At 60.8% G+C, this 24,906-nt stretch carries 22 protein-coding genes and 1 other RNA gene; 8 read left to right on the top strand and 15 right to left on the bottom strand.

What is annotated here, in order from left to right; translation table 11 throughout:
- Positions 1-3 precede the first annotated feature (3 nt).
- Both gap and tkt read right to left on the bottom strand, forming a co-directional pair.
- The gene (gap, locus tag FAA97_RS15850; protein WP_136599534.1) at positions 4-1,014 is read right to left on the bottom strand and encodes a type I glyceraldehyde-3-phosphate dehydrogenase; all 1,011 of its coding nucleotides are present in this window, start codon (positions 1,012-1,014) and stop codon (positions 4-6) included.
- A 74-nt stretch (positions 1,015-1,088) separates the two neighbouring features.
- On the bottom strand, positions 1,089-3,071 hold the full coding sequence (gene tkt, locus FAA97_RS15845; RefSeq protein WP_136599533.1) for a transketolase: 1,983 nt from the start codon (positions 3,069-3,071) through the stop codon (positions 1,089-1,091).
- Between the two features lie 354 nt (positions 3,072-3,425).
- On the opposite strand from tkt, the gene FAA97_RS15840 reads away from it, so the two are divergent.
- The 3 genes from FAA97_RS15840 to ssrS all read left to right on the top strand — a co-directional run bounded on the left by FAA97_RS15840 (position 3,426) and on the right by ssrS (position 4,386).
- On the top strand, positions 3,426-3,698 hold the full coding sequence (locus FAA97_RS15840) for a DUF4164 domain-containing protein (protein ID WP_136599532.1): 273 nt from the start codon (positions 3,426-3,428) through the stop codon (positions 3,696-3,698).
- Positions 3,699-3,776: 78 nt separating this feature from the next.
- Positions 3,777-4,160: a cell division protein ZapA gene (locus FAA97_RS15835; RefSeq protein ID WP_136599531.1), complete on the top strand. Its 384-nt coding sequence runs from the start codon at positions 3,777-3,779 to the stop codon at positions 4,158-4,160.
- Between the two features lie 67 nt (positions 4,161-4,227).
- Positions 4,228-4,386, top strand: a non-coding RNA gene (gene ssrS / locus FAA97_RS15830) — 6S RNA.
- 73 nt (positions 4,387-4,459) lie between these two features.
- Here the strand turns inward: ssrS and FAA97_RS15825 are convergent.
- Complete coding sequence (locus tag FAA97_RS15825; protein ID WP_136599530.1) at positions 4,460-6,493, bottom strand: methyl-accepting chemotaxis protein; 2,034 nt, start codon at positions 6,491-6,493, stop codon at positions 4,460-4,462.
- Positions 6,494-6,621: 128 nt separating this feature from the next.
- Between FAA97_RS15825 and FAA97_RS15820 the strand changes: the two genes are divergently transcribed.
- The gene (locus FAA97_RS15820; RefSeq protein ID WP_425467427.1) at positions 6,622-7,230 is read left to right on the top strand and encodes a 5-formyltetrahydrofolate cyclo-ligase; all 609 of its coding nucleotides are present in this window, start codon (positions 6,622-6,624) and stop codon (positions 7,228-7,230) included.
- A gap of 11 nt (positions 7,231-7,241) precedes the next feature.
- Positions 7,242-8,066, top strand: a complete 825-nt coding sequence (locus FAA97_RS15815; RefSeq protein ID WP_136599529.1) for a TIGR00282 family metallophosphoesterase — start codon at positions 7,242-7,244, stop codon at positions 8,064-8,066.
- A gap of 49 nt (positions 8,067-8,115) precedes the next feature.
- Here FAA97_RS15815 and FAA97_RS15810 read toward each other — a convergent pair whose 3' ends face one another.
- Entirely contained in the window at positions 8,116-9,480 is a 1,365-nt protein-coding gene (locus FAA97_RS15810; protein WP_136599528.1) for a methyl-accepting chemotaxis protein, read from the bottom strand.
- Between the two features lie 228 nt (positions 9,481-9,708).
- Between FAA97_RS15810 and FAA97_RS15805 the strand changes: the two genes are divergently transcribed.
- Positions 9,709-10,551 (top strand): MBL fold metallo-hydrolase, encoded by an 843-nt coding sequence (locus tag FAA97_RS15805; RefSeq protein ID WP_136599527.1) that lies wholly within the window; start codon positions 9,709-9,711, stop codon positions 10,549-10,551.
- 4 nt (positions 10,552-10,555) lie between these two features.
- Here the strand turns inward: FAA97_RS15805 and FAA97_RS15800 are convergent, their stop codons facing one another.
- A complete protein-coding gene (locus tag FAA97_RS15800; protein WP_136599526.1) occupies positions 10,556-11,059 on the bottom strand; it encodes a pyridoxamine 5'-phosphate oxidase family protein in 504 nt (167 codons plus the stop codon).
- A gap of 147 nt (positions 11,060-11,206) precedes the next feature.
- Between FAA97_RS15800 and FAA97_RS15795 the strand changes: the two genes are divergently transcribed.
- Both FAA97_RS15795 and FAA97_RS15790 read left to right on the top strand, forming a co-directional pair.
- Complete coding sequence (locus tag FAA97_RS15795) at positions 11,207-11,953, top strand: YebC/PmpR family DNA-binding transcriptional regulator (RefSeq protein WP_136599525.1); 747 nt, start codon at positions 11,207-11,209, stop codon at positions 11,951-11,953.
- 284 nt (positions 11,954-12,237) lie between these two features.
- Positions 12,238-13,581 carry an enoyl ACP reductase FabMG family protein gene (locus FAA97_RS15790; RefSeq protein ID WP_136599524.1) on the top strand — a complete coding sequence of 448 codons (1,344 nt, stop codon included), beginning with the start codon at positions 12,238-12,240 and terminating at the stop codon, positions 13,579-13,581.
- Positions 13,582-13,770: 189 nt separating this feature from the next.
- Here the strand turns inward: FAA97_RS15790 and glmM are convergent, their stop codons facing one another.
- The 10 genes from glmM to ybgC all read right to left on the bottom strand — a co-directional run bounded on the left by glmM (position 13,771) and on the right by ybgC (position 24,903).
- On the bottom strand, positions 13,771-15,126 hold the full coding sequence (gene glmM / locus FAA97_RS15785) for a phosphoglucosamine mutase (protein WP_136599523.1): 1,356 nt from the start codon (positions 15,124-15,126) through the stop codon (positions 13,771-13,773).
- Positions 15,127-15,372: 246 nt separating this feature from the next.
- The gene (gene ftsH / locus FAA97_RS15780; protein WP_136599522.1) at positions 15,373-17,307 is read right to left on the bottom strand and encodes an ATP-dependent zinc metalloprotease FtsH; all 1,935 of its coding nucleotides are present in this window, start codon (positions 17,305-17,307) and stop codon (positions 15,373-15,375) included.
- Between the two features lie 120 nt (positions 17,308-17,427).
- Positions 17,428-18,774: a tRNA lysidine(34) synthetase TilS gene (gene tilS, locus FAA97_RS15775; RefSeq protein WP_136599521.1), complete on the bottom strand. Its 1,347-nt coding sequence runs from the start codon at positions 18,772-18,774 to the stop codon at positions 17,428-17,430.
- The gene (gene ybgF, locus FAA97_RS15770) at positions 18,774-19,754 is read right to left on the bottom strand and encodes a tol-pal system protein YbgF (protein WP_136599520.1); all 981 of its coding nucleotides are present in this window, start codon (positions 19,752-19,754) and stop codon (positions 18,774-18,776) included. Before ybgF ends, tilS begins: the two co-directional genes overlap by 1 nt.
- A gap of 158 nt (positions 19,755-19,912) precedes the next feature.
- Positions 19,913-20,452, bottom strand: coding sequence for a peptidoglycan-associated lipoprotein Pal (gene pal, locus FAA97_RS15765; RefSeq protein WP_136599519.1), 540 nt, complete (start codon positions 20,450-20,452; stop codon positions 19,913-19,915).
- Between the two features lie 168 nt (positions 20,453-20,620).
- Entirely contained in the window at positions 20,621-21,925 is a 1,305-nt protein-coding gene (gene tolB, locus FAA97_RS15760; RefSeq protein ID WP_136599518.1) for a Tol-Pal system beta propeller repeat protein TolB, read from the bottom strand.
- A 24-nt stretch (positions 21,926-21,949) separates the two neighbouring features.
- Entirely contained in the window at positions 21,950-23,026 is a 1,077-nt protein-coding gene (locus tag FAA97_RS15755) for a hypothetical protein (RefSeq protein ID WP_136599517.1), read from the bottom strand.
- 7 nt (positions 23,027-23,033) lie between these two features.
- Entirely contained in the window at positions 23,034-23,486 is a 453-nt protein-coding gene (gene tolR / locus FAA97_RS15750; protein ID WP_136599516.1) for a protein TolR, read from the bottom strand.
- Between the two features lie 25 nt (positions 23,487-23,511).
- Positions 23,512-24,228: a protein TolQ gene (tolQ, locus tag FAA97_RS15745; protein ID WP_136599515.1), complete on the bottom strand. Its 717-nt coding sequence runs from the start codon at positions 24,226-24,228 to the stop codon at positions 23,512-23,514.
- Positions 24,229-24,444: 216 nt separating this feature from the next.
- On the bottom strand, positions 24,445-24,903 hold the full coding sequence (gene ybgC, locus FAA97_RS15740; protein WP_136599514.1) for a tol-pal system-associated acyl-CoA thioesterase: 459 nt from the start codon (positions 24,901-24,903) through the stop codon (positions 24,445-24,447).
- Positions 24,904-24,906: the final 3 nt, after the last annotated feature.

The following is a 24,906-nucleotide window of genomic DNA, read 5'->3' as shown; positions in this document are numbered from 1 at the left end:
TCGTTAGATCAGCTTGGCAAGCGCCACAGCCGTGTCCGACATGCGGTTGGAGAAGCCCCACTCGTTGTCGTACCAGGTCAGGATGCGCACGAAGTTGCCCTCGAGAACCTTAGTCTGGTCGAGCGCGAAGATCGACGAGTGGCTGTCGTGGTTGAAGTCGCGGGAAACCAGCGGCTCGTCGGTGTAGCCCAGGATGCCCTTCAGCGCGCCGTTCGAGGCGGCGATGATGGCGTCGTTGATTTCCTGGGCGGTCGTGTTCTTCTTGGCGACGAACTTGAAGTCGACGACGGAGACATTCGGGGTCGGCACGCGGATCGAGGTGCCGTCGAGGCGGCCCTTGAGGTGCGGCAGAACCAGGCCGACGGCCTTTGCGGCGCCGGTCGAAGTCGGGATCATGGAGAGCGCTGCCGCGCGGGCGCGGTAGAGATCCTTGTGCATGGTGTCGAGCGTCGGCTGGTCACCGGTGTAGGAGTGGATCGTGGTCATGAAGCCGTGATCGATGCCGACGGCATCGTCCAGCGTCTTGACGACCGGAACCAGGCAGTTCGTCGTGCAGGAGGCGTTGGAGATGACCAGGTGGTCCTTGGTCAGCTGGTCGTGGTTGACGCCGAAGACGACAGTCAGGTCAGCGCCGTCGGCCGGTGCCGAGACGATGACGCGCTTTGCGCCGGCCTGGAGGTGCAGGGCAGCCTTGTCGCGGGCGGTGAAGATGCCGGTGCATTCCATGGCGATGTCGACGCCAAGCTCACCATGCGGGAGGGTTGCCGGATCCTTGATCGCGGTGACCTTGATCGGCTTGCCGCCACCAACGGTGATGGTGTCGCCGTCGACCTTGACCTCGGCCGGGAACTTGCCGTGGATGGAATCGTAGCGCAGCAGGTGGGCGTTGGTTTCCACCGGGCCCAGATCGTTGATCGCAACCACTTCGATGTCGGTGCGGCCGGATTCGACGATCGCGCGCAGAACGTTACGTCCGATACGGCCGAAGCCGTTGATGGCAACTTTTACAGTCATGATAACACTCCCGATTTAAATAGGATTTGCTGGGCGTGTCAGGGCACCGGATGCGGTGCCCTGGCGTAACGGTGTCAGGCGAGCTTGGCCTCGGCAGCGGCAACGACGGCCTCTGCGGTGATGCCGAAATGCTTGTAGAGTTCCTTGGCCGGGCCGGAGGCGCCGAAGGACTTCATGCCGATAAAGGTGCCGGTGGAGCCGATGATCGCGTCCCAGCCCTGACGAATGCCAGCTTCGACAGCAATCTTGACCGGTGCGGAACCGATAATAGCTTCCTGATAGGTTTCATCCTGCTCGAAGAAGAGTTCGAAGCACGGAACGGAAACGACGCGTGCCGGAATGCCCTTGGCCGACAGCTGCTGCTGCGCCTTGATCGCGATTTCCACTTCCGAACCTGAGGCGAAGATCGAAACCTTGGCGTCGCTGGCCGAGATCAGCTCATAGGCACCCTGGGCGCAGAGGTTGCGCTCTTCGTATTCCGTACGTGCCGGGATCAGGTTCTGGCGGGTCAGCGCGAGACCGGACGGGCGGTCCTTGCTTTCGAGCGCCACCTGCCAGCATTCCGCCGTTTCCGTGGCGTCCGCCGGGCGGAACATCAGGAGGTTCGGAATGGCGCGCAGGGCGGCCATGTGCTCGACCGGCTGGTGGGTCGGACCGTCTTCGCCGAGACCGATGGAATCATGCGTCAGGACGTGGATGACGCGGATGCCCATGAGGGCTGCCAGACGGATCGACGGACGGCAATAGTCCGAGAAGATCAGGAAGCCGCCGGAATAGGGGATCAGGCCGCCATGCAACGCAATCCCGTTCATGGCAGCGGCCATGCCGTGCTCGCGGATGCCGTAATGGAGGTAACGGCCGGAGAAGTCGGTCGGGGTGATCGACTTGGTCTGGCTGGTCTTGGTGTTGTTCGAGCCGGTCAGGTCGGCAGAGCCGCCGAGCGTTTCGGTGACCACGCCGTTGATGACTTCGAGAGCATCCTCGGAGGCCTTGCGGGTGGCAACCGTCGGCTTGGTTTCGGCCAGCTTCTTCTTGTAGGCGTCGATCGCGCCCGAGAGCGTGCCCGGCAGATCACCGGCGAAGCGGCGGTTGAATTCCGTGCGCTTGTCGGCATCGGCCGCAGCGAGGCGGGCTTCCCAGTCCTTGCGGGTCTTGGTCGAGCGCAGGCCGGCCAGACGCCAGGCGTCCAGAACGTCTGCGGGGATCGAGAAGGCTTCCTCTTCCCAGCCGAGCGCCTTGCGGGTGGCTGCAATTTCATCAGCGCCGAGCGGCGAGCCGTGGACCTTGTGGGTGCCAGCCTTGTTGGGTGCACCGAAGCCGATGACTGTCTTTGCGGCGATCATGGTCGGCTTGTCCGAGGCCTTGGCGGTCTCGATGGCGGCAGCGATAGCTTCCGGATCGTGGCCGTCGATGGCGATGGTGTTCCAGCCAGCCGAACGGAAGCGGGCGTGCTGATCAGTAGAGTCAGCCAGCGAGACGGCGCCATCGATCGAGATGCCGTTGTCATCCCAGAAGACGATGAGCTTGTTCAGCTTCAGGTGGCCGGCAAACGTGATCGCTTCCTGGCTGATGCCTTCCATCAGGCAGCCGTCACCGGCGAGCACGTAGGTGTAGTGGTCCTGCAGTTCGGAGCCGAATTCGTTGGCGAGCTTCTTTTCGGCAAGTGCCATGCCGACAGCGGTTGCGATGCCCTGGCCGAGCGGACCGGTGGTCGTCTCGATGCCGGAGGCATGGCCGTATTCCGGGTGGCCGGCGGTCTTGGCGCCAAGCTGACGGAAGGACTTGATGTCCTCGATCGTCATGTCCTCGTATCCGGTCAGATAGAGGAGCGAATAGATCAGCATGGAGCCGTGGCCAGCCGACAGCACGAAACGGTCGCGGTCAGGCCAGAGCGGGTTCTTCGGGTCGAAGCTCAGGTAGCGGGTAAAAAGGACGGTCGCGACATCGGCGCAGCCCATCGGCATGCCGGGATGGCCGGAATTGGCCTTTTCCACTGCATCCATGGCGAGGAAACGGATCGCATTCGCCATCCGCTGATGTTTTTCGGGAGAAATCATGGCTTTTCCGCTTGTTCCGGGGCTTCGAGATACGACCCGCAAAGACGGGCCGCCTGAACGGGGCTGATCCTTAGCAGTTGCACCGCGCAAGTCAATAAATGCCCCCTTGTGCTTCTAATACTTGCGTTAAAATGCGCGGCTTGCCTCTTATCTGTGCAATGCAGCAGTTTTGAGCATCGAGAGTGAAAGTGCTGGACCTTCCACAGGATTGGCCGCCTGGAAGGGGGGCGTGTTTATTGACGCGCGGCAATGGCGGGGCTTACTGTTCCACCACAAACGGCGCCGGGGTCACATGTGATTCGCAAGGCCCGCAGGGGAGCAAGGGGCTTGTGAACAAGGGGCTTGGGCTGAACGATGCCGACTGATAATCCGGTCGATGCTGCGTTGATCGCACTTCGTCAGGCCGTGACCGGGCTGGAAAACGCAGTCGATGTACGTTTCGAGATGGCGCGTGAAGGCCGCGAAGTCGAGGGCGAAGTCAGGCGTGTGCATGCGGATCGTGCACGGCTTGCGCAGGAACTCGATGAATCGCAGTTCCGAGCCAACCGACTGGAAGAGGTGAACCGTGAGGTGTCTCGTCGTCTGGTGACGGCTATGGAGACAATCAGGGCCGTTTTGGATCGTTAAGCGGAAAGACGCCGCAAGCCGGGAGGCCCCGGGCACGCGATGTGTGCGGCGCTGGTTTGATGTAGAGTTGGAAGGTCGATGGCCCAGGTAACAGTGACGATCGACGGCAAGGCCTATCGTATGGCTTGCGAGGAGGGGCAGGAGGGGCACCTCACCGAACTCGCGGGACAGTTCGACCGCTATGTGAGCCATCTCAAGGGACAGTTTGGCGAAATCGGCGATCTGCGCCTGACCGTGATGGCCGGCATCATGGTCATGGACGAGTTGTCGGAAGTGAACAGGCGGCTCGCCGCCATCGAAGGCGAATTGTCCGGCCTGCGGGACGGGCGCGACAGCGCGATGACGGGCATGGCCGAGCGCGACCAGCAGGTGGCTCATGCCATGCTCGATCTTGCAGAAAAGCTGAACGGGATCACCCGCAAACTGACACAACGGCCAGCGGCGGCGACTCAGGACGCCTGACGCGTTTCTCTCCTGGATCGCGGTTATCGGGGCTGGCGCTCCGGCGGCAAAGCACCTATATCTTGGATGCGGTCTGCGCCTCTCGACAGGAACCACAATCCCTGGGGCCATACTCGATCCAAAGGGAGCTGTCCCTGACCAGGCCCGTGGGCTTGGACATATGGCGCCCACCTACGTTTGTAGGCACCCAGGATCGTAAATCTCCATCGGTTGCCGTGGATCGCACTTTCGGCTTCCGAGCCATGAAAAAAGCCGCCGCGATCGCTCGCGACGGCTTTTTTGTTTGGCAGAACTCAGGCTCAGAATTCTTCCCAATTGTCTTGGCTGGCCGCCGCTGCCGTGCTGCCGCCGCCAAAGGCCTTGGCAAGCGATCCGACCATGCGACGTGCCGGCGAGGCAACCGGGCGCGCTTCCTGTTCGGCTGCGCGCGGTGCACTGGCGCGAACCGGCTGGCGTGGTGGCGCGACCGGGGCTGCCATCGGCGCGGAGGATGCGACCGGAGCGCGGTAGCTGCCATCCTGAACGCTGAACTGGTTGACGAGACCTGCAAGGTTGCGGGCGTTTTCGGCAAGGCGATGGGTTACCGCGGTTGCCTCTTCCACCATGGCGGCGTTCTTCTGGGTGAACTGGTCCATGTGATTGACCGAGCTGCTGATTTCGTTCAGCGCGGTCGACTGTTCGCGGGCGGCCGATGCGATCGCCGAGATGTGTTCGTTGATCGATGCCACCTGACCGGAGATCTCGCCGAGTGCCGATCCCGTCTGCTGGACGAGCGACACACCGCCGGCGACGGCTTCACCCGACTTTGTGATCAGCGACTTGATGTCCTTTGCTGCATTCGCCGAGCGCTGGGCAAGTTCGCGAACTTCCTGGGCAACGACGGCAAAGCCCTTGCCCGCTTCGCCTGCACGTGCAGCTTCAACACCGGCGTTCAGGGCCAGAAGGTTGGTCTGGAAGGCGATCTCGTCGATCACGTTGATGATCTTCGAGATTTCGCTGGAAGCCTGCTCGATGCGGCTCATGGCTTCGATGGCATCCGAGACGACGCGGCTTGAATTTTCGGTGCTCTGACGGGCGGATGCCGCGATCTGGGCTGCCTGATCAGCCTTGGCAGACGAACCGCGGACGGTCGACGTGATTTCGTCGAGTGCTGCCGAGGTCTGTTCCAGCGAGGCAGCCTGCTGTTCGGTCCGCTTCGACAGATCGTCATTGGCCGAGCGCATCTCTGCGGAGCTTGCCTCAATGCCCATGGTTTCCTGGCGGATTCCACCCATGGTCGACGAAAGCTTTTCAACCGAATTGTTGAAGTCGACGCGCAGCTGGTCGAGATTGCCGGTGAACGTCCTGGTGATCCGAACCGTCAGGTCGCCGTCGCTGAGCTGGCGAAGACCGCCGGCCAGTGCATCGACTGCTTCCTGTGCAAGGCGGGCATCTTCTGCCTTGGCGCGTTCGCGTTCGACGCGCTCCTGTTCGCCCTGGGCAACAGTTTCTGCGGCCTGCCGTTCCAGCTCGATTTTCTGGATAGCGCTTTCACGGAAGACGTCGATCGAACGCGCCAGCGCGCCGATCTCATTCTTCAGTTCGGCATCGGGAACCCGCGTGTCGAGCTGGCCGCTTGCAAGCCGGTTGGCGACGGCTGTCAGGCGCGGCAGGGCGCCGACGATCTGACGAACGAAAAGCGTCACAAGGGCAGCTGCGATGATCAGGATGATCAGAGCCGTGATCGCAATGGCATTGGTCATTTCATGGGCGATGCTGTTGATCTCAGCCGAGCGAACACCGGCATAGAGGATGCCGATGACGTCGCCGGCCGGCGAGAAGATCGGCTGGTAGATTGTGTAATAGGGGGTTTCGAGGATCACGGCCTCGCCGCGATAGGTTTCGCCCTTGGTGACAAAGGGGTAGACCGCGCCTGTCTGGCCGAGTGCCGTGCCGACAGCGCGATTGCCGTCGGGCTTGATGATGTTGGTCGTGCGGCGCCAGAAGTCCTTGCTTTCGGCGTCCCAGGCAAAGATCGTCGCCGTCTGGCCGGTCATGCGGCCAATGGTGTCGATCATCGTGTGGTCGGAGAATTCCGCTGGAATGCTGTCCATAACCACGCGTTCGACATTGCCGTCTGTACCCCACGTGATTTTTGCGCCGGGGAGGTCGCGTTCGATGATGGTTGCGGCAACGCGTAGGCTGGTATCCTGGTTGGCAACGGCATCCTGCTGGATACGGCCTTCAATCTGACCAGAGATAACCCAGGAGACTGCGGCAAGCGACAGCACCAGGATCAATACCGTGGTGACGGCTATGGTCTTCGTAATGCCGAAGCGGGAAAATAACGTCATGAGTCGTCGTCCTCGTGATTGTAAATCCTCTGCAGTTTAGACAGTTTCTATTAATCGTTGGTTCGAGTTGCGTGGATCGAAAGCCCGGAACTCTGGCATTTTTAGGCGTTTTCCTCCCCTGATCTGGGGTGTTTGCTGTCGAAAAGGGCGAGCTGTTGACTGATAATCGTCAATTTAAGGCGCGTATTCGCACCGAGCGGCTGGCGTTGCGAGACGCGATGCCTTCTGAAGATCGACTGGAGTTCAGCCTGCGAATGGCAGAACTTGCCGGTGACTTGATTGTTCTTCAGCCGGGCGAGGTGGTGTCCGGATTTATGCCGATCCGCTCGGAGGCGGATATCCGTCCGCTGATGGCCCGACTTCGCGCAAGAGGGGCGCGGCTTTGCCTCCCCGTAGTTCTGAACCGCGAGACAATTGTCTTTCGGGAACTTCTCCAGAGCGCGGTCCTCGTCAATACCGGGTTCGGGACCCTTGGGCCCGGGCCCGATGCTGCCGTTCTGGACCCCGATCTTCTCCTTGTGCCACTCTCGGCGTTTGACGGCGCGGGCAACCGTATCGGCTATGGCGCCGGTCACTATGACCGGGCAATCGCCCGTTTACGGGAAAAAGGCCGGCATCCGCGGCTGATCGGCATTGCATTCGACTGTCAGGAGGTGGCAGAAGTGCCGGCGGAAGCCCATGACGTCCGGCTCGAAGCTGTGCTGACCGAAAGCGGCCTCAGAACATTCAAGCTGTGATTGGACGAACGATGCGACTGCTTTTTCTCGGAGACATGGTAGGCAAGACCGGACGGACGGCTGTCTGGGAGCGGCTGCCGGGGTTGATTTCCGATCTCAAGCTGGATTTCGTCATCGTCAATGGTGAGAATGCCGCCGGTGGCTTCGGCATTACCGAAGAGATCTATCTGGAAACCATCAATGCCGGTGCCGACGTGGTCACGACCGGCAATCATGTCTGGGACCAGAAGGAAGCGGTGAGCTTCTGCACCCGCCACGACCAGTTCCTGCGTCCGGCCAACTATCCGAATGGCACGCCGGGCAAGGGGTCGGGTCTATACTATGCGCGCAATGGCGCGCGCGTGCTGGTAGCGAACGTCATGGGGCGGGTGTTCATGCATCCTGAGCTCGACGACCCCTTCAAATCGGCGGAAACCATTCTGGCTGCCTGTCCCCTGAAGGAGCAGGCCGACGCGATCATCTTCGACTTCCACGCCGAGGCCACCAGCGAAAAGCAGTGCTTCGGGCATTTTGTCGATGGCCGCGCGAGCTTCGTCGTTGGCACCCATACCCATGTCCCGACCGCCGATCACCAGATCCTGAACGGCGGCACCGCTTACATGTCGGATGCGGGCATGTGCGGCGATTATGATTCCTCGCTCGGCATGGAAAAGGAAGAGCCGCTCAACCGCTTCATTTCGAAAATGCCGAAGGGCCGGTTTGAAGCGGCAAGCGGTCCTGCAACCATCTGCGGCGTCGGCGTCGAGATTTCCGACAGCACCGGCCTTGCCGAAAAGATTGCCCCGCTTCGCATCGGGCCGCGTCTGGCCGAGACCATCCCGGATTTCTGGGCCTGACCGAAGCGGTGCTGCCGGCACATTCCGGTGCCGGCATGCTCGCGTCCGATCAATGGCTTTGCTTGCGCTCCAGGCGCTGGAGTTTGTCCAGCACCTGGCTTGATGCAACCTCGACGCATTGCAGCTCTCTCAAAGCCGTCGCGACATCGCCCTTGTTGTAGCTCCGCACGGCGTCGAGCCCATGCTTGTGGACTTCGCAATGGGGTGCGTCGAGATCGCGGAAATCGGCGTCACTCCCCATCGGAGAATTGCGTGCAGCGGTATACCATTTGCCGAGGCGGCACGTTGTATGGTCGGCGAGTTCTTTCGGATCGAGCGTGTCTCTGCCAACGATCATATTGGCCAATCGCCGCTTCCAGATGACATGGTCCGACTGGGCAAGCAGAATGACCTTGCCGGGAATGTCTTCCTCCGCAAGGACCTTCAGGCGATTGTCGAGGCTCGTCTGCGCCAGGGCGAGCGCGTCCATCACCCGGCCGAGCTGTCTGGTTGCGTCGGTCGAGGAGTTCGCGATGTGGGCGATTCCGTTTGCCACACTGGACGCAGCCTGTTTCTGTTCAATCAGACCGTTGGAGATTTGCACGGCACTGTCAGCGCTATCTTGCACCTGCTGCAACGCGTCTCCGAGCCTGTCGTTCAACCTGTCGAGTGACGCTGTGCCAGCGCCTGCAGAGGTTCTGCTCGTCGACATCGCCTCGTTCATCGAGGTGAGGCCATGCTCCAGTTCCTGCACAATCCTCGAAATTTCCGTGGTGGCGTTGGCGGTTCGATCGGACAGCGCCTTCACTTCGGAAGCCACAACGGCAAAGCCGCGGCCGGCCTCACCAGCGCGCGCAGCCTCCACCGCGGCGTTGATCGCCAGCATGTTGGTCTGCGATGCAATCTTCTTGATGTTTGCGGCGATCTCGGAAATCCGCGCGCCGAGTGCCTGGATGGCGCCGACGCGGCCGCTGGCCTCTCCAAGCGCCTGATTGATGGTCTGCATGGTCTCCCGGCTGTCGGCAACCGCCAGTCGGGCTTCGTCGCAGGCCCTGCCGGCCTTGCCTGTGCCTTCGGAAATCTCCTGGCCGTGACGCGATATCTCTTCAACGGTGACAGCCATCTCTTCCGCTGCCGCCGCGATTTCCTGCGTGCGGTTATCGACCTTTTTCAGGTCGTAGAGCAGATTGGCAGACATCACGGCGGTCTCGTTGAGATTGACCGATGTCTGGACGATGTCTTTCAATTGCGCGGCAGATCGCTGCTGGTGGCGCAGGATGAGGTTTGCGACAGCCTGCTCAACCGGATCCGAACCGGACGGTGATTTGCTGAAGTCATCCGCCAGCGCTGCGTTGATGCAATCGAGAAGCCCATAGGCAGCGGCGGCCTGTGGTTCCTCTGGTGTCTGTTCGAAAATCTTACTGGTCGCCAGCATGCGGATCGTCCTCCCGGACTTGACATTTGTTAAAACAGAAAGGTCACCTTTCCTTGACTGCGAAAAATCACAGCAAGACTTTGAGGATTGGTTAAGCTTAACAAGCTGGCTGCACGCCCAGTCACGGCCAATAACGGCAATGTGACGGGTCGTTGTTCATCAACCCGTTTACGCCTCGCCGCTGCTGGATCATTCTTCAGTCTTCGCCACGGACAGTGCGGGAGCGGCATGATGCTGAGACTGGTTCTGAGTGCGTTGATATCGGTGGGGAGCGCTGGCGCAGTCTTCGCGCAGGCTGAACGACCGCAAGTCAGTCAATGTCAACTGATCGCCGAAGGACTGCCGGCGGTCCAGTATGCCCGTTTCACGCCATCCTCTATCGGCTCTGCATTGCCGGTTACGCCTGTCCAGCTGCAGGAAGATGTGGTGATCACCTTCGTCGGCCACTCGACCTTCCAGATCGATACGCCAGGCGGCATTTCAATTGCGACAGACTTCAACGGCTGGCTGAGAACCTCCCGGATCCCCGATGTCGTCACGATGAACAAGGCGCATTCCAGCCATTACACGTTAAGCCCCGATCCGGGGATCGGTGCGGTATTGCATGGCTGGAACGATGCCGCCCCCGGCGAGCCGATCAAACACCAGCTGACAGTCGGCGATGCCTATATTCGCAATGTTTCGACCGACATCAGAAGCTGGGGCGGCAGCTTCGAGCCGAACGGCAATTCCATTTTTATCATTGAAGTTGCTGGATTGTGCATCGGCCATCTCGGCCACTTGCATCATGAATTGACCGATGCGCATTACGGCGAGATCGGTCGCCTCGACATTGTCATGGTGCCGGTCGATGGCGGGCTGACGATGGGGGCGGAGAGCATGAGTAAGACGATCGAGCGCCTTCGCTCAGCCCTGGTGCTGCCGATGCACCGGCGCGGGCCGATCATCGACAGCTTTCTTTCGATGTTCGACGATAGTTTCGACAAGGAGATCTCTCCCCACAAAGGTGTGACCGTATCCATGCGCACACTGCCGAAAAAACCGTTGATCCTCGTGCTTGAAGGGGTGTGAGCCCTCAGGCGAAGCGGACTTCGCGGTGGACGCCGACATCCGGCATCTTCTCGTCGCTCATATTGGCCTTGGCGATTTCCCAGCCGAACTTCAACGAACTGTCCGTCGAGGCCCAGATTTCGCCGTCGTCCAGCTTGAGTTCCAGGAGCGTAAGCTTCGGATCGGACTTGCCGCCCTCGTACCAGGCGGCGACAACGGAATTCCAGTATTCGTCGATCTTGGCTGGATCCTTGTTTTCCGTCAGCGTGCCGGCGAGGCAGGCATGGTAATCATGGTCCTTGCCGACAACGCAGAAATGAGCCCGGCTGCCAGGCCGCAGGGCCTGCACCAGATGGCTATCCGTCTTGGTGAAAAACCAGATGGTATTGCGCTTGCGGTCCGCATTTGGCGCCATGGGCTGCATGTGCATGCCGCCGCCCATCAGGCCCAGCATGCCGGCGTGGATATTGTCGATCTCATCCCAAAGCTGCTCTACGGGCTTTTCGCGGGCTTCGCTGAAACTTGCCATGATCTATCTCCTTGTCGTGTTCGCTGACAGCAACGAGTTTCACCGGCACTTGTTCCGGCCTTCCGACTGCTGGCCTCGGCCTTGAAACAGCAGGCTTTCGCCCTTATAAGGCGGCCATTCCCACAAACAGACCTGATCAGGGGTGCCATGGCTGGCCATTCACAGTTCAAAAACATCATGCACCGCAAGGGCAAGCAGGACGGCATCCGTTCCAAGATGTTCTCCAAGCTCGCGCGCGAAATCACGGTTGCTGCGAAGACCGGTCTGCCGGATCCTGCGATGAACGCGGCGCTGCGCCTTGCTGTGCAGAACGCCAAAGCGCAGTCGATGCCGAAGGACAATATCGACCGTGCGATCAAGAAGGCTTCCGGCGCCGATGCCGAGAGCTACGATGCGATCCGCTACGAGGGATACGGCCCCGGCGGTATTGCCGTGATCGTCGAGACGCTGACCGACAACCGCAACCGCACCGCCTCCACCGTCCGTTCGACCTTTTCCAAGGCTGGCGGCGCGCTTGGCGAAACCGGCTCGGTATCCTTCTCGTTCGATCATGTTGGCGAAATCACCTACAAGGCCGCCGTCGGCGATGCCGATAAGGTCATGGAAGCCGCGATCGAGGCCGGTGCCGAAGATGTTGTTTCCGATGAAGACGGACACACCATCTACTGCGCCTTCGAAGACATGAATGAAGTGTCCAAGGCTCTCGAAGAGGTTCTTGGTATGGCGGAAAGCGTCAAGGCGATCTGGAAGCCGCAGAACACCATCGAAGTGGATGAGGAGAAGGCGCAGTCGCTGATGAAACTCATCGACACGCTTGAGGACGACGACGACGTTCAGAACGTCTATTCGAACTTCGAGGTCTCCGACGAAGTCATGGCAAAGCTTTCGGCCTGATTCTGTCTTGGATGGCATGGATGACGATTACGGCGCTTCGGCGCCGTTTTTCATGGTCGCAATTGCGGGCTGTGTAACGGATCGTAACGAGGCTGGTGCGCCGAATTTCTCAGCGTTTCCGGGCCTTTCCTAACGATTCGATGACATCAACACGTCACGTCGATCACATAATGAAATATGCGTTTATTTAGTATGATTTTCATTTTTCGGCCTTTCCGGTCATGAGAAGATCAAACGCATGCGAGCACGCGCTCGCCACCAGACAGAATTGAAGAGTGCACGAGATGGAAAACCTGGTCGCTGTTGATCGTCTTTCGGAAAACACCGTCTTTCGCAAAGGTGACGTTTTTGTTCTCTTTGGCGAACTTTTTGGCCGCGGCTACGCCACGGGCCTGATTGATGAGGCGCGCCGCACCGGCATGGAAATCATCGGCATCACGGTTGGACGGCGCGACGAGAACAACGCTCTTCGCCCTCTGACGCCGGAAGAACTTTCGGAAGCCGAATCGCGTCTCGGCGGCAAGATCATCAACGTGCCGCTGATGGCCGGCTTCGATCTCGATTCGCCCGATGGTGGCCCGACGCCGACCGACCTTCTCGCCAAGCTGACGCTGGAAAACTGGCAGGATGAGAAACTCGACTGGGATTACATCGAAAAGTGCCGCCAGGCCGGTACCGAGCGCTTCGTCGGCGCGCTGTCGGAAGTCATGGGCATTCTCGATGGCATGATCAGCGACGGCAAGAACGTGTTCTTCGCCCACACCATGGCTGGCGGCATCCCGAAGGCGAAGGTCTTCCTGGTCATCGCCAACCGTGTCTACAAGGGGAGCGGCAAGCGCCACATGTCGTCGCAGACACTGCTCGACAGCGATCTCGGCAAGCTGATCCTGCAGAATTTCGACGAGGTTTCCGCCCGGACGTTCCAGCATCTGATCGAAGGCACCGCCCGGATCCGCAACCGGATCGAGGGATCGGGCGGCAAGGTTCGTTACACCGCTTACGGTTATCACGGCACGGCGGTCCTGATCGACGGCGAGTATCGCTGGCAGACCTACACAAACTACACCCAGGGCTATGCCAAGATGCTGCTCGAGAACATCGCGCGTCAGGCCTGGGACAAGGGCATCAAGGCTTCGGTCTACAACTGCCCGGAAATCCGCACCAATTCCTCCGACGTCTTCACCGGCATCGAACTGCCGCTGCTGCCGCTTCTGCTTGCACTGCGCAAGGAAGAGGGTGGTGCCTGGGCAGAGTCGCAGTGGAAGGCTTGTGAGAAGCTGCTTTCCGACGGCAATACGCTCGACGACGTGTTCGCCAAGATCCGCGCCATGCAGCAGAGCCCTGTGATGGGTCCGTTCTACGATTTCTCCGCGTGGCCGAAGGCCAATAGCCAGGATCAGGCGGATCTGACCATCGGTACCTCCAACGAGATCTCGCAGATGCACCGCGATGCCAAGGCATTGATTTCTGACCATCTGAGCACGCTTGTGGTGGAAGCGACAGGCAAGCTGATTTTTGCCGAATCCTCCGATCCGATCGGTCCGGTGCAGTGGCTGAACCACGACATCGTTGCGCGCAAGCTCAATGCCTTGCACGCGGACGAGGCGTCCGGTCGCAAGGTTGCCTGACGGCGATAGGCGCTGGTGACGGCACACATTCTGATTTCGACTCGACCTCCAAAAGTCGAAGCCCGGTCTCGCAAGAGACCGGGCATTTTTGTGTGCGCCGTAGACGTCGTGAGAGGGTATGTCATGCCACAGAAAAAGGGGCCGGTTGTGACCGACCCCAAGGCAACTTTTTCGGACCGTTGACGGTTGTCAGGCGGCAGCGCTGCGGACGCTGCCGATGACATCCACCAGTTCATTGACGATGCGCTCAACCTGTTCGCGGTCATCGCCTTCCGCCATGACGCGAATCAAAGGCTCGGTGCCGGAGGGGCGGATGACGAGGCGACCATTTCGGGCAAGCTCGGCTTCGGCGGATGCGATTGCCTGCACGACAGTGGCATCTTCCAGTGGCTTGCCGCCGGAGAAGCGAACATTGCGCAGGAGCTGCGGCACAGGTTCAAACCGGTTGCACAACTCGCTGACCGTCTTGCCGGTGCGCTTGACGGCCGCCAGGATCTGCAGGGCGGCCACGAGGCCGTCACCAGTAGTGCCATGATCGGACATCACGATATGGCCGGACTGTTCGCCACCAATGTTGAAGTCATGGGCACGCATGTGTTCAACCACATAGCGGTCGCCAACCTTGGTGCGGGCAAGCGTCAGGCCCTTTTCACCGAGGAAGCGTTCCAGGCCGAGATTGGACATGATGGTCGCGACAATGCCGCCGCCGCGCAGCAGCTGGTCCTGTGCCCAGGTTTCGGCGATCACGGCCATCAGCTGGTCGCCATCGATCACCTTGCCGTTTTCGTCGACGATGATGACACGGTCGGCATCGCCATCGAGTGCGATGCCGATATCCGCACGCACCTCGTGGACCTTTTTCTGCAGCGCGTCGGGATGGGGCGAGCCGCATTCCAGATTGATGTTGGTGCCGTTCGGTTCGTTGCCGATGGTGATGACCTCCGCACCCAGTTCCCAGAGGGCCGCGGGCGCCACCTTGTACGCGGCACCATTGGCACAATCGATGGCGACCCGAAGGCCGTGCAGGGTCACGTCACGGGGCAGGGTACGCTTGGCGAACTCGACATAGCGGTCATGCACGCCGTCAATGCGCTTGGCGCGGCCGATGTCGTTGGGGGAGGCGAGCTGGCCGTAGATGTCCTTTTCAAGGAGATCCTCGATCTGCAGCTCAAGCTCGTCGGAAAGCTTGTACCCGTCAGGGCCAAACAGCTTGATGCCGTTGTCAGCAAAGGGATTGTGCGAGGCGGAGATCATGACGCCGAGATCGCAGCGCAGCGAACGGGTCAGCATGGCAACGGCGGGAGTCGGGATGGGGCCGAGGACGAAAGCGTCGAGGCCTGCAGCCGTGAAGCCGGCGACCATAGCGTTTTCCAGCATGTAGCCGGAAAGGCGCGTGTCCTTGCCAATCACGACACGGTGGCGGTGACCGCCGCGGCGAAAGAGGGTGCCGGCAGCGATGCCGACGCGCATCGCGAGGTCAGGGGTCATCGGAAAACGGTTGGAAAGGCCGCGAATGCCGTCCGTGCCAAAATAACGACGTGTCATCAGATGTTCCTTTGGGTCCTGTCTGCCTCGCCGCTGCGAGCCGTCGCCGTAAACGATCAATCGCGCGTGAGGACCTTGATGGGCTGCTCATGCCACAGAACAGAGGAAAGAACACGTAAAATAGCACTAAAACCGATTACACGGCGTTACCGAATGTGCGCGCTTGCACATGAAAGGCTGGCAGTTTGCCGGAAAGCAAAAGGGCCACCCGGTGGGTGGCCCTTGCTACTCGTCTGCATGTTCCGATCAGTGAGGCTGTGGCTCCAGGCCGCCTTCGGCCTCGCCGCCCTTCGGTGCATCCTTGCGACCGGCTGACGGCACTGCCGAACCGCGGCTTGGCGTGCTGTCGTCGCCACTGTCGCGCGATGGCTTCTCACCACGGATCAAGGCCTTGATCTCCTCGCCAGTCAGTGTCTCATACTCCAGCAGGCCTTCCGCGATGGCGACGAAAGCATCGTGATGCTCGGTCAGGATACGGCGGGCCTCTGTATAGGCTTCGTCGATCAGACGGCGAACTTCCGTGTCGATCTTCTGGGCGGTCGATTCGGATACGTTCTTCGACTGCGAAACGGAGTGACCGAGGAATACTTCCTGCTGGTTCTCGCCGTAAGCCACCTGTCCGAGCACGTCGGAGAAGCCCCACTGGGTGACCATGGCGCGGGCCAGCTTGGTGGCCTGCTCGATATCCGAGGAGGCGCCGGAGGTGATGTTTTCCTTGCCGAATGTCAGCTCTTCCGCCACGCGGCCGCCCATCATGATGACGAGGCGCGAGACCATCCATTTGTAGCTCATGGAATAGCGGTCGCCCTCGGGCAGCTGCATGACCATGCCGAGTGCGCGACCACGCGGAATGATGGTGGCCTTGTGCAGCGGGTCGGCGACAGGCACCTGCAAGGCCGTGATGGCGTGGCCTGCCTCGTGATAGGCCGTCAGCTTCTTTTCGGCTTCGGTCATGGCGGTCGTGCGGCGTTCCGCACCCATCATGATCTTGTCCTTGGCATCTTCGAATTCCGCCATGGTGACGACGCGCTTGTTGCGGCGGGCCGCCATCAGGGCAGCTTCATTGACAAGGTTCATCAGGTCGGCACCGGAGAAACCTGGCGTGCCGCGAGCAAGAACCTTGAGATCGACATTCGGCGCCAGCGGAACGTTGCGGGCATGCACCTTGAGGATGCGCTCGCGGCCGACGATGTCGGGGTTCGGAACCACGACCTGGCGGTCGAAACGGCCCGGACGCAGCAGGGCGGGGTCGAGAACGTCGGGACGGTTGGTCGCGGCGATCAGGATGATGCCTTCGTTCGCCTCGAAGCCATCCATCTCCACGAGCAGCTGGTTCAGCGTCTGTTCGCGCTCGTCATTGCCGCCGCCGAGGCCGGCGCCACGGTGACGACCGACAGCATCGATTTCGTCGATGAAGATGATGCAAGGGGCATTCTTCTTCGCCTGCTCGAACATGTCGCGCACGCGGCTTGCGCCCACGCCGACGAACATTTCAACGAAGTCCGAACCGGAAATGGTGAAGAAGGGCACGTTGGCTTCGCCGGCAACCGAGCGGGCGAGCAGCGTCTTACCCGTGCCCGGAGGGCCGACGAGCAGAACGCCACGCGGGATCTTGCCGCCGAGACGCTGAAACTTCTGCGGATCGCGCAGGAATTCGACGATTTCTTCGAGGTCCTGCTTGGCTTCGTCGACGCCGGCGACGTCGTCAAAGGTCACGCGGCCATGCGCTTCCGTCAGGAGCTTGGCCTTGGACTTGCCGAAGCCCATGGCACCGCCCCGTCCGCCGCCCTGCATCTGGCGCATGAAAAACAGCCAGACGCCGAGAATGATCAGCATCGGCAGCAGGGTGCCGATATAGCTCAGGAAGCCGGAGGAACCATCGGTTTCCGGACGCGCGACGATCATGACGTTGCGTTCCTGAAGCTTGTTCAGGAGGTTGTCGTCGATGACGGGCGCATAGGTCTGGAAGGCAGTGCCGTTTTCGACATAGGTTCCAAGAACGCGGTTGCCCGTGACGGTCACATCACGCACGCGGCCCGAATCCACTTCCCGGAGGAACTGCGAATAGGGGATCTCGCGCGAGCTCGTCTGAGACGGCGACGTCTGGAACATGCTGAACAAAGCGATCAGCAAGAGGGCGATGATCGCCCAGAGCGCGAAATTCCGAAAATTTGGGTTCATTGAACTCCCCGAACACCTGTAGGCGGGACCAAGCCCGCAGAATTACCCTGTAACATAGGAGCGCAGCACCCGATTGCCAAGGCAAACCGGTCCTCCGAGCGCGTTTTCCGTCAATAACTCCTAAATTGGGCAGAAGGGGGTCGCCTCGCGGTCAAAGAGTCGGTCGAGCGCTTGTGCGAGCGGCAGGTCGAAGCCGGGCAGGATGTGATCGATCAATGCGAGGTGGAAGCGTCCGTGCACGGCGGACGACCGCCTTTCGGATTCTGTCCCAAGTGTCTGAATTTGCGGTCTATTCTGTCGCATGGCGGCTGCTATCGTGCCTGGGATCTCAGGCGCGATCTTAGCCTCACCTCCGGGTGCGATCTGCAAATCCTCAGAGGTTAGATTGTGAAAGAAATACCGACCATCCCAGATGCGTTCGCTGTGCGCAGGCAAAGACAGCGGCAAAAGACCGCGCCTTTCGCGCGTCAGAAACAGCTCTGACCTGCGGCGGACGAACAGGGTGCCGGACAAGGTCATGCGGAAATTACGACCTTCGGCCAACTGGTCGAGAAGCCTGGTCAAAGCCTCATTGGCAGGGCGAAAGGACTTGCCGCCAACAATTGCAGCGAGTGCCGATAGCGCCGCGGCTTCGGCGCTGTCGTGTCCCCATGGTGATGTGCTGGCCGGGAACTCGATCGCTTTGGCCAGGTCGATGCGCAGGACGATATCGGCGATCCGCTCCGCGTTTGCGTCGATCCAGCGTGCGGCGGCCTCTGATCGCTCCGCGCGTAAGCAGCCGGCCTCCGTTAAGCTCTGAAGATCGACAGAGGACTGCGATTGCCGTACCCGTACCCGCTCATAGCGGCGGTCCTCGTTGCTCGGATCGTCGATCCAGACGAGGTTTCTGCTGATGAGCGCATCGCGAATGGCTTGGCGCCGCACGGATAAGAGCGGTCGCAGGATCCAGTGGCGCCGCTCGTAGAGTGTCGCTGGAGCCATGCCCGCAAGTCCGGGGGCGCCTGCACCTTCGGTTCGCGCCATGCGCATGCCGACGGTTTCAAGCTGGTCGTCGAGTGTGTGGCCGGTGACGATGGCGGTTGCTCCCAGGCTGTCGGCTGCTTGTGCCAGCAGTCGGTAGCGTGCTTCGCGTGCGGCGGCCGGGAGGCCCGTCTTTGGTTTCTCAGAGGTCCAGGTCAAAACCTGGTGCGGAATGTTGCGCTGCGCGCAGAACGCACGGACCCAGTTCGCCTCATCGCAGGACTCACGCCGGAGCTGGTGATCGACGGTTGCCGCCAAAAGCCGATGGCCACGGGTATCCGCCTGGAGGTGGTCATGCAGGCTGCTGAGCAGCCCAATCGAATCGCTGCCGCCGGAGACTGCAACCAGTAGCGTTGTCGGCGCCTTGAGAGATGCGAGAAATGCAGGAATTGCCGCGTCGAGGGACATTTCGGCAGGCGTGGCCGGGAATGCGGCCGGGAGTGTCATCAGCAGCCCAGCCGCTTCTGTTCGCTGGCCACCTTGGCAACGACCGCGCGCGAGGCCTTGGGGTAGCGCTTCGGAACTTCGCGCAGCGTCGCGCAGGCCGTCTCATTGTTATCGAGCGCTGCGAGCGACATGCCGAGCTTCAGCAGCATTTCAGGCGCTTTCGGAGAGCTGCCATAAGTCTGATGCGCGTTCAGGAACGTCTTGGCGGCATCATTGAAATTGCCTTGGGCATAGAGCGATTCGCCCAGCCAGAAATTGGCGTCTGCGACCTTCGTGCTGCTCGGGTATGCCTGGATGAAATCGCGAAATTCGCTTTCGGCGAGCGCATAGTCTCCGGAGAGAACGTGCGCATAGGCGATCTGGTAGACATCCTCCTCGGAGCCGAGCGAGGCGGTCTGGTTCTGCTGCGGGGCGGGGGGAAGGCCGGTGCCGGTATCAACGCCCGGAAGAGCTGCGGAATTGGCGCCAGGGTCGCCATTCAGCGTTGCCGTCTCCGGCAGGCCATCCGCATTCAGGCCAATCGAACCGAGGGTCTGTTCGCCAGGCGCTGCGGTCGACGAAGCCGAAGCGCCGGCGGTGTCGCCGGCGTTGGGTGCATCGGTAATGACTTCGGCGACAGAGTCCTGGTTCTGGCCAGCGCTCCTCGGCGTTGTCACAGCGCCGCTCTTCTTTTCCAGATCCTGGAAGCGGAATTCATTATCTTCCTGCTGCTTGCGGATCTGTTCCTGCATCTGGAGAAGCTGGAAGCTCATTTCTTCGATCCGGCCATTCAGATTGCGGATCTCTTCTTCCAGTTGCTGAACGCGCATTGTCGGATCGGCAACCTGGGCCATCTGCACTTCGGCGCGGGGCTCAGCCCGTGGGGCAGGGGCCTCCTGGTTCCGGTTCAGACCCGGAAACAGCTGAAAAGCAGCAGCACCGCTCCCGGTCCCTGCCAGGGTGGCCGACGCTAGCAGTGCGGCCATCACTAGTTTTTTCATGTTCCTTTTCCTGTATTCGCAATGGTGGCGCCCAAGCGGCGCAAGACAGGAGTTTTTCCAATTACGGTCAAAAAGCAATCGAGTTCGACCAAAGTAAGGTGAAAAGAAAAAGGCGCCACACGCGCGACGCCTTTCACCGAACTGTGATGGCGACAGGATTACATGCCAGCGCCGCCGAGAACCGTTACAGCGCGACGGTTCTGCGACCAGCAGGAGATGTCGTCGCAGACTGCGACCGGACGTTCCTTGCCGTAGGAGATCGTCTTCATGCGCTGGGCCGGGACGCCACGCTGGGCGAGGTAGTCGCGGGTTGCGGCCGCACGGCGTGCACCGAGGGCAAGGTTGTATTCGCGGGTGCCGCGTTCGTCGGCATGGCCTTCGATCGTGATCGCGTAGTTGGGGTAGCGGGCCAGCCACTGGGCCTGACGGTCAAGCGTCTGAGCGGCGTCGGCGCGGATCGAGGTGGAGTCCGTGTCGAAGAAGATACGGTCGCCGACATTGACCGTGAAGTCCTGCGTCGAGCCCGGAGTGGCAGCACCTGCACCGCCGGCACCAAGGCCAAGCTCGCCGGCGCTGTTGGGCAGGTTCTTCTTGTTGGCGCAACCCGCCAGGGCAAGCGTCATCATCAGAGCGACCATTGCGGGATTGGTGGCCAGCTTCTGCAGACGGTTCTTGGCCGGGGTGTCGATACGGCTCATCGCCAGTCTCCTTGAATTCTCGGTTAAGGTTGCCGGAGGATAACCAATCGCAGTTAAACAGCTGCGAACAAGTATGGTTAACGAACCATGAAATCTGTGCCAGAAACCGCGAATTGGAAGGGCTTCAAGGCAAAAAAGAGGCGCAAATGCGCCTCTTTTTAGGGTTTACTATTCCATCAGCGGCGACCAGGCCGGGTCGGATCCGAAGGAGGGGGTCTTGATCGCCAGCTCGTTGTAACCCGTGAGATCGATCGAATAGAGCTGGGGACCCCCGGCGCCTGCGTTCTGACGGAAGAACATCAGAACGCGTCCGTTCGGCGCCCAGGTCGGGCCTTCGTTGTGGAAGCCGGAGGTCAGGATGCGCTCGCCCGATCCATCCGTCTTCATGACGCCGATCGAGAACTTGCCGCCGGACTGCTTGGTGAAGGCAATCAGATCGCCGCGCGGAGACCAGACCGGGGTGGAGTAGGAGCCGTCGCCAAACGAGATGCGGCGCTGGCCGGAGCCGTCGGCACCCATGACATAGAGCTGCTGGCGGCCGCCACGGTCGCTTTCGAAGACGATCTGGCTGCCGTCCGGCGAGTAGGAGGGCGAAGTATCGATGGCTGCGGTGTTGGTCAGGCGCGTCGTGGTGCGCGAGCGCAGGTCCATCGTGTAGATATTGGCATTGCCATCCTGCTGCAGGCTCATGATGACGCGCTGGCCATCCGGCGAGAAGCGCGGTGCAAAGGTCATGCCCGGGAAGTTGCCGACGACCTCACGTGCACCGGTTTCCAGCTGCAGCAGATAGACGCGCGGCTGCTGGCCTTCGAAGGACATGTAGGTGATTTCCTGCCGGCTCGGCGAGAATCGCGGGGTCAGAACGATGTCGTTGCTGTTGGTCAGCATGCGCACATTTTCGCCGTCCTGGTCCATGATCGCCAGCTGGCGCTTGCGGTCGGTCTTCGGGCCGCTTTCGGAAACAAAGACGATCCGCGTATCGAAGTAGCCCTTTTCACCGGTGATGCGCTCGTAGATCGCATCTGAGATGATGTGGGCGACGCGGCGCCAGTTGCGCGGGTCGGTATAGAACTGCTGGCCGAGCATCTGCTGGCCGCCGAAGACGTCCCACAGGCGCACTTCGGCGCGCAGGCGGCCATCGGCTTCCTTGGTGATGCGGCCGACCACGAGTGCCTCGGCCTTCAGCACCTTCCAGTCGTCGAAGCGCGGCGGCTGATCGGGATTGCTGATCTTTTCGATGAAGGCCTGGCGGTTGACCGGGGAGAAGAGACCGGAACGCTTGAGGTTCGCCTCGATGACCTGCGAGATCTGCGCGCCGACGCCATCGGCGGAGACGAAGTCTGAGACGGCGATCGGCAGAGGCTGAACATTGCCCTTGTTGATGTTGATTTCGACGGCGGCATTTGCTGGCGCGACAAACGCACCGGCGAAGCCTGCGCAAACCAGCAGCAGGCGGAGGAGAAGTTTCTTCATGCTTTCAAAGCCTTTTTGCAGCTCTTACATCAATTCACTGGGGTCGAAGTTGACGATAACTTCGGACCAGGCATCGTATTTGTCCCGTGGCAGATTGCTGAACGGGGCAGACTTGCGAACGGCACGAACGGCGCCGCTCATGAGAACCTGTTGTGCGGTTGGAGAACCGCCAGAGGCTGTTGCTTCGGGCTCGCCAATCAGCGCACCATTTTCATCAAGCCGGAATGTGACGCGAATACGGACATCCTGTGCATCGGCCATGCCCGGCGTGATCAGCCAGTTGTTCTGGATGATGCCGCGCAGGGCATCGAGTTCGCTCTGGCTGAGCGTCGAGCCGCCGGTATCCGTGCGACCGCCAAGGGCTGCCTGATCGGTCGAGCGCTTTGCACCCCCGCCAGAGGCCTCGGTCTTGTTCAATAGGGCGGCGACTTCATCGGCGTTGAAATCGCTTTCCATCTGCTTCTTGGCCGAAGCAGTCTCCTGCTTTTTCTCGGCCTTCTTCGCATCCGGCTTCGGCGTTGCCTTCGGCTCCGGTTTCTTCTCTACGGCCTTGGCAATCTCCGGTTCAGGCCGGGAGGCCGGGATCGGCGCCTTTTCCGGCAGCGGGATTTCCTCGGCAGCCGCTTCCTCGACAGGCGCTGGCTCCGGCGGCTTTTCATCCGGTGGCGGTGGTTCGGCGGGCTTTGCTTCCGGCGTCGGCGGCGGTGCGGTTTCCTCCGGCACGACCTCCTTCACCTCGTTCGGCTTGGCGTCATTGGGCGGCACGGGGGCCTCGACGGACTTCGGCGCTGCCGCGACTTCCTGCTCGATCGGTCTTTGCGTTGGCGTGGGCGGCGCCTTCAGGTCGACGTCGTTATCGCCAATATTTTCTGCGGGCTCGGCAATCTTTGGCTTTTCAGTCGGCACGGGGGCGGATTTCTCCGCCATCGGTGCGTCCTTGTCACCCTTCTGGATCTGGGTGAATTCCTCGATGGGGACGATGTCGACGGGAAGTGATTCCATATTGGCCACTTCAAGCTTTTCCGGCGCGCCAAGCGTCACCAGCGTCGCCCCGAGGGCAACGACGTGCAGAAAAGTCGATGTGAACAGGCTGCCCTTCATCTGCCGATCAGTTCTTCTGTTCCTGTGACGTGACGAGGCCGATATTGGTGTAACCGGCGGCGGAAATGCGTGCCATGACCTGCATGACGATGCCGTAGGTGGCGGCTGTGTCGGCGCGTACGAAGATGCGCTCGCTATAGCCTGTCGTGGCGATGGCCTGCAGCTTCGGCACGACCTCATCGATCGCAATCGCCGATTCCTGCAGGTAGATTTCGCCCTGCGGGTTGACAGAGACGGTGATCGGCTGCGTGTCGGTGTTGAGCGCGCCGGCGCGCGTCTGTGGCAGGTCGATTGGCACGCCAACCGTCATCATCGGTGCTGCGACCATGAAGATGATCAGAAGAACCAGCATGACGTCAACGAAAGGCGTGATGTTGATTTCGCTGACAAGGTTCTTGCGGCCGCCGCGACGGCCGCGGCGTCCGCCGCCCTTGCCCCCTGATCCGACTGACATGCCCATATCTGCGTCTCCTGCAGTCGTTTGATTACTGTGCGGCCTGGCGGGGCTGCAGCTTCTCGTCGATCTGGCGCGAGAGGATGGCGGAGAATTCGTCGGCAAAGCCCTCCATGCGCGCGGTCAGCTTGCCTGCTTCACCGGCGAACTTGTTGTAGGCGATGACGGCGGGGATAGCGGCAACAAGGCCGATCGCGGTGGCGAGAAGCGCTTCGGCGATACCCGGGGCAACAACCGCAAGGCTTGCGCTGTTCGAGCCGGCGATGGCCTGGAAGGAGGTCATGATACCGACAACCGTACCGAAGAGGCCGACGAAGGGCGCAGCCGAACCGATGGTGGCAAGCGAGGAGAGGCGCGCTTCCAGCGTCTCGGATTCCCGCGCAAGCGTTACGTCCATGGCACGATCGATACGCATCTGCAGACCGATCGGCGAGCGGGCGCCGCGCTCGAAGCTCTTCTTCCATTCGCGCATGGCAGCGACAAACATGGCGGCAAGGCCCGTATTGGTACGCTCGGAGAGGGTGCGGTAGAGTTCCTCAAGCGACTGGCCGGACCAGAAGACCTGCTCAAACTGGTCGAACTGGCGGCGCGCCCGCGCGTAGCTCAGATATTTGTCGATGACGATTGCCCAGGTCCAGACGGAGGCTGCGATCAATCCAAGCATGACCAGCTTCACGATGAGGCCGGCCTGCATGAACAGGCCCCAAAGGCTCACGTCATGGGCTGCTGCCATTCCAACTTGTTCCATCGACTTCACTTTCCCGAAATCCAAACGCCCGGCACATTCTACCGGGCGACGACTGAGCTGACATAGGTGGAGGATTGCGCGGCAGCGACTGCCGAACCCCTTTAAACCGCCTTGGCTCCCCAGGCTGATTCCTGAGTGAAAAATTTGGTCAAAGGAAGGCGTGCGCCGCACAAACCATCAGTGCGGAAGTAAGACCGCATTATGGTTAAAAGTGTATTACGAAATGGCCAAGTCAATGCCGCTGCGGAATTGTAACGCCAGATCTTCCGGCAAGCGTCGCGGTCTTCCGTGACGGTTGACCACGGCGATCACGACCTTGGCCGAGATCAGCAGCAGATCGTCCCGACGGATCTCCTGAGCCAGCACCATCTTCGCGCCGCCGGCCTTTTCGGTCCGGGTGCGCACGTCTATGACGTCGTCCATGCGGGCAGGGGCCTTGAAGTCTATTTCCATGCGATGGACCATGAAGGCGAGGCCTTCATCGGACGTGGCATAGAGTGCTGACTGTTCGACACCTAAGCAGCGGAGGTAATCCGTGCGGGCGCGCTCCATGAAATGCAGGTAGCGGGCGTGGTAAACGGCACCGGAAAAGTCGGTGTCTTCATAATAGACCCGCTGTACGAGATGGTGCACGCCCTCGATGATCTCGCCGGACAGGGAAATGGTTCTGCGCATGGC

Origin of the sequence: Peteryoungia ipomoeae (assembly GCF_004912165.1) — a bacterium.
GTDB lineage: Bacteria > Pseudomonadota > Alphaproteobacteria > Rhizobiales > Rhizobiaceae > Allorhizobium > Allorhizobium ipomoeae.
Note: the sequence above shows the minus strand (reverse complement) of the source record. Positions and strands in the feature narration are given on the sequence as shown.

What these genes read in the sequence shown, in the direction of transcription:
- ybgF (WP_136599520.1), bottom strand. Translation starts at nt 19,754, where the DNA reads ATGAAAAAACTAGTGATGGCCGCACTGCTAGCGTCGGCCACCCTGGCA.
- FAA97_RS15810 (WP_136599528.1), bottom strand. Translation starts at nt 9,480, where the DNA reads ATGCTGGCGACCAGTAAGATTTTCGAACAGACACCAGAGGAACCACAG.
- FAA97_RS15840 (WP_136599532.1), top strand. Translation starts at nt 3,426, where the DNA reads ATGCCGACTGATAATCCGGTCGATGCTGCGTTGATCGCACTTCGTCAG.
- gap (WP_136599534.1), bottom strand. Translation starts at nt 1,014, where the DNA reads ATGACTGTAAAAGTTGCCATCAACGGCTTCGGCCGTATCGGACGTAAC.
- FAA97_RS15835 (WP_136599531.1), top strand. Translation starts at nt 3,777, where the DNA reads ATGGCCCAGGTAACAGTGACGATCGACGGCAAGGCCTATCGTATGGCT.
- FAA97_RS15805 (WP_136599527.1), top strand. Translation starts at nt 9,709, where the DNA reads ATGATGCTGAGACTGGTTCTGAGTGCGTTGATATCGGTGGGGAGCGCT.
- tolR (WP_136599516.1), bottom strand. Translation starts at nt 23,486, where the DNA reads ATGGGCATGTCAGTCGGATCAGGGGGCAAGGGCGGCGGACGCCGCGGC.
- tolB (WP_136599518.1), bottom strand. Translation starts at nt 21,925, where the DNA reads ATGAAGAAACTTCTCCTCCGCCTGCTGCTGGTTTGCGCAGGCTTCGCC.
- FAA97_RS15755 (WP_136599517.1), bottom strand. Translation starts at nt 23,026, where the DNA reads ATGAAGGGCAGCCTGTTCACATCGACTTTTCTGCACGTCGTTGCCCTC.
- ftsH (WP_136599522.1), bottom strand. Translation starts at nt 17,307, where the DNA reads ATGAACCCAAATTTTCGGAATTTCGCGCTCTGGGCGATCATCGCCCTC.
- FAA97_RS15825 (WP_136599530.1), bottom strand. Translation starts at nt 6,493, where the DNA reads ATGACGTTATTTTCCCGCTTCGGCATTACGAAGACCATAGCCGTCACC.
- tolQ (WP_136599515.1), bottom strand. Translation starts at nt 24,228, where the DNA reads ATGGAACAAGTTGGAATGGCAGCAGCCCATGACGTGAGCCTTTGGGGC.
- ybgC (WP_136599514.1), bottom strand. Translation starts at nt 24,903, where the DNA reads ATGCGCAGAACCATTTCCCTGTCCGGCGAGATCATCGAGGGCGTGCAC.
- glmM (WP_136599523.1), bottom strand. Translation starts at nt 15,126, where the DNA reads ATGACACGTCGTTATTTTGGCACGGACGGCATTCGCGGCCTTTCCAAC.
- FAA97_RS15795 (WP_136599525.1), top strand. Translation starts at nt 11,207, where the DNA reads ATGGCTGGCCATTCACAGTTCAAAAACATCATGCACCGCAAGGGCAAG.
- FAA97_RS15790 (WP_136599524.1), top strand. Translation starts at nt 12,238, where the DNA reads ATGGAAAACCTGGTCGCTGTTGATCGTCTTTCGGAAAACACCGTCTTT.
- FAA97_RS15815 (WP_136599529.1), top strand. Translation starts at nt 7,242, where the DNA reads ATGCGACTGCTTTTTCTCGGAGACATGGTAGGCAAGACCGGACGGACG.
- FAA97_RS15800 (WP_136599526.1), bottom strand. Translation starts at nt 11,059, where the DNA reads ATGGCAAGTTTCAGCGAAGCCCGCGAAAAGCCCGTAGAGCAGCTTTGG.
- pal (WP_136599519.1), bottom strand. Translation starts at nt 20,452, where the DNA reads ATGAGCCGTATCGACACCCCGGCCAAGAACCGTCTGCAGAAGCTGGCC.
- tilS (WP_136599521.1), bottom strand. Translation starts at nt 18,774, where the DNA reads ATGACACTCCCGGCCGCATTCCCGGCCACGCCTGCCGAAATGTCCCTC.
- tkt (WP_136599533.1), bottom strand. Translation starts at nt 3,071, where the DNA reads ATGATTTCTCCCGAAAAACATCAGCGGATGGCGAATGCGATCCGTTTC.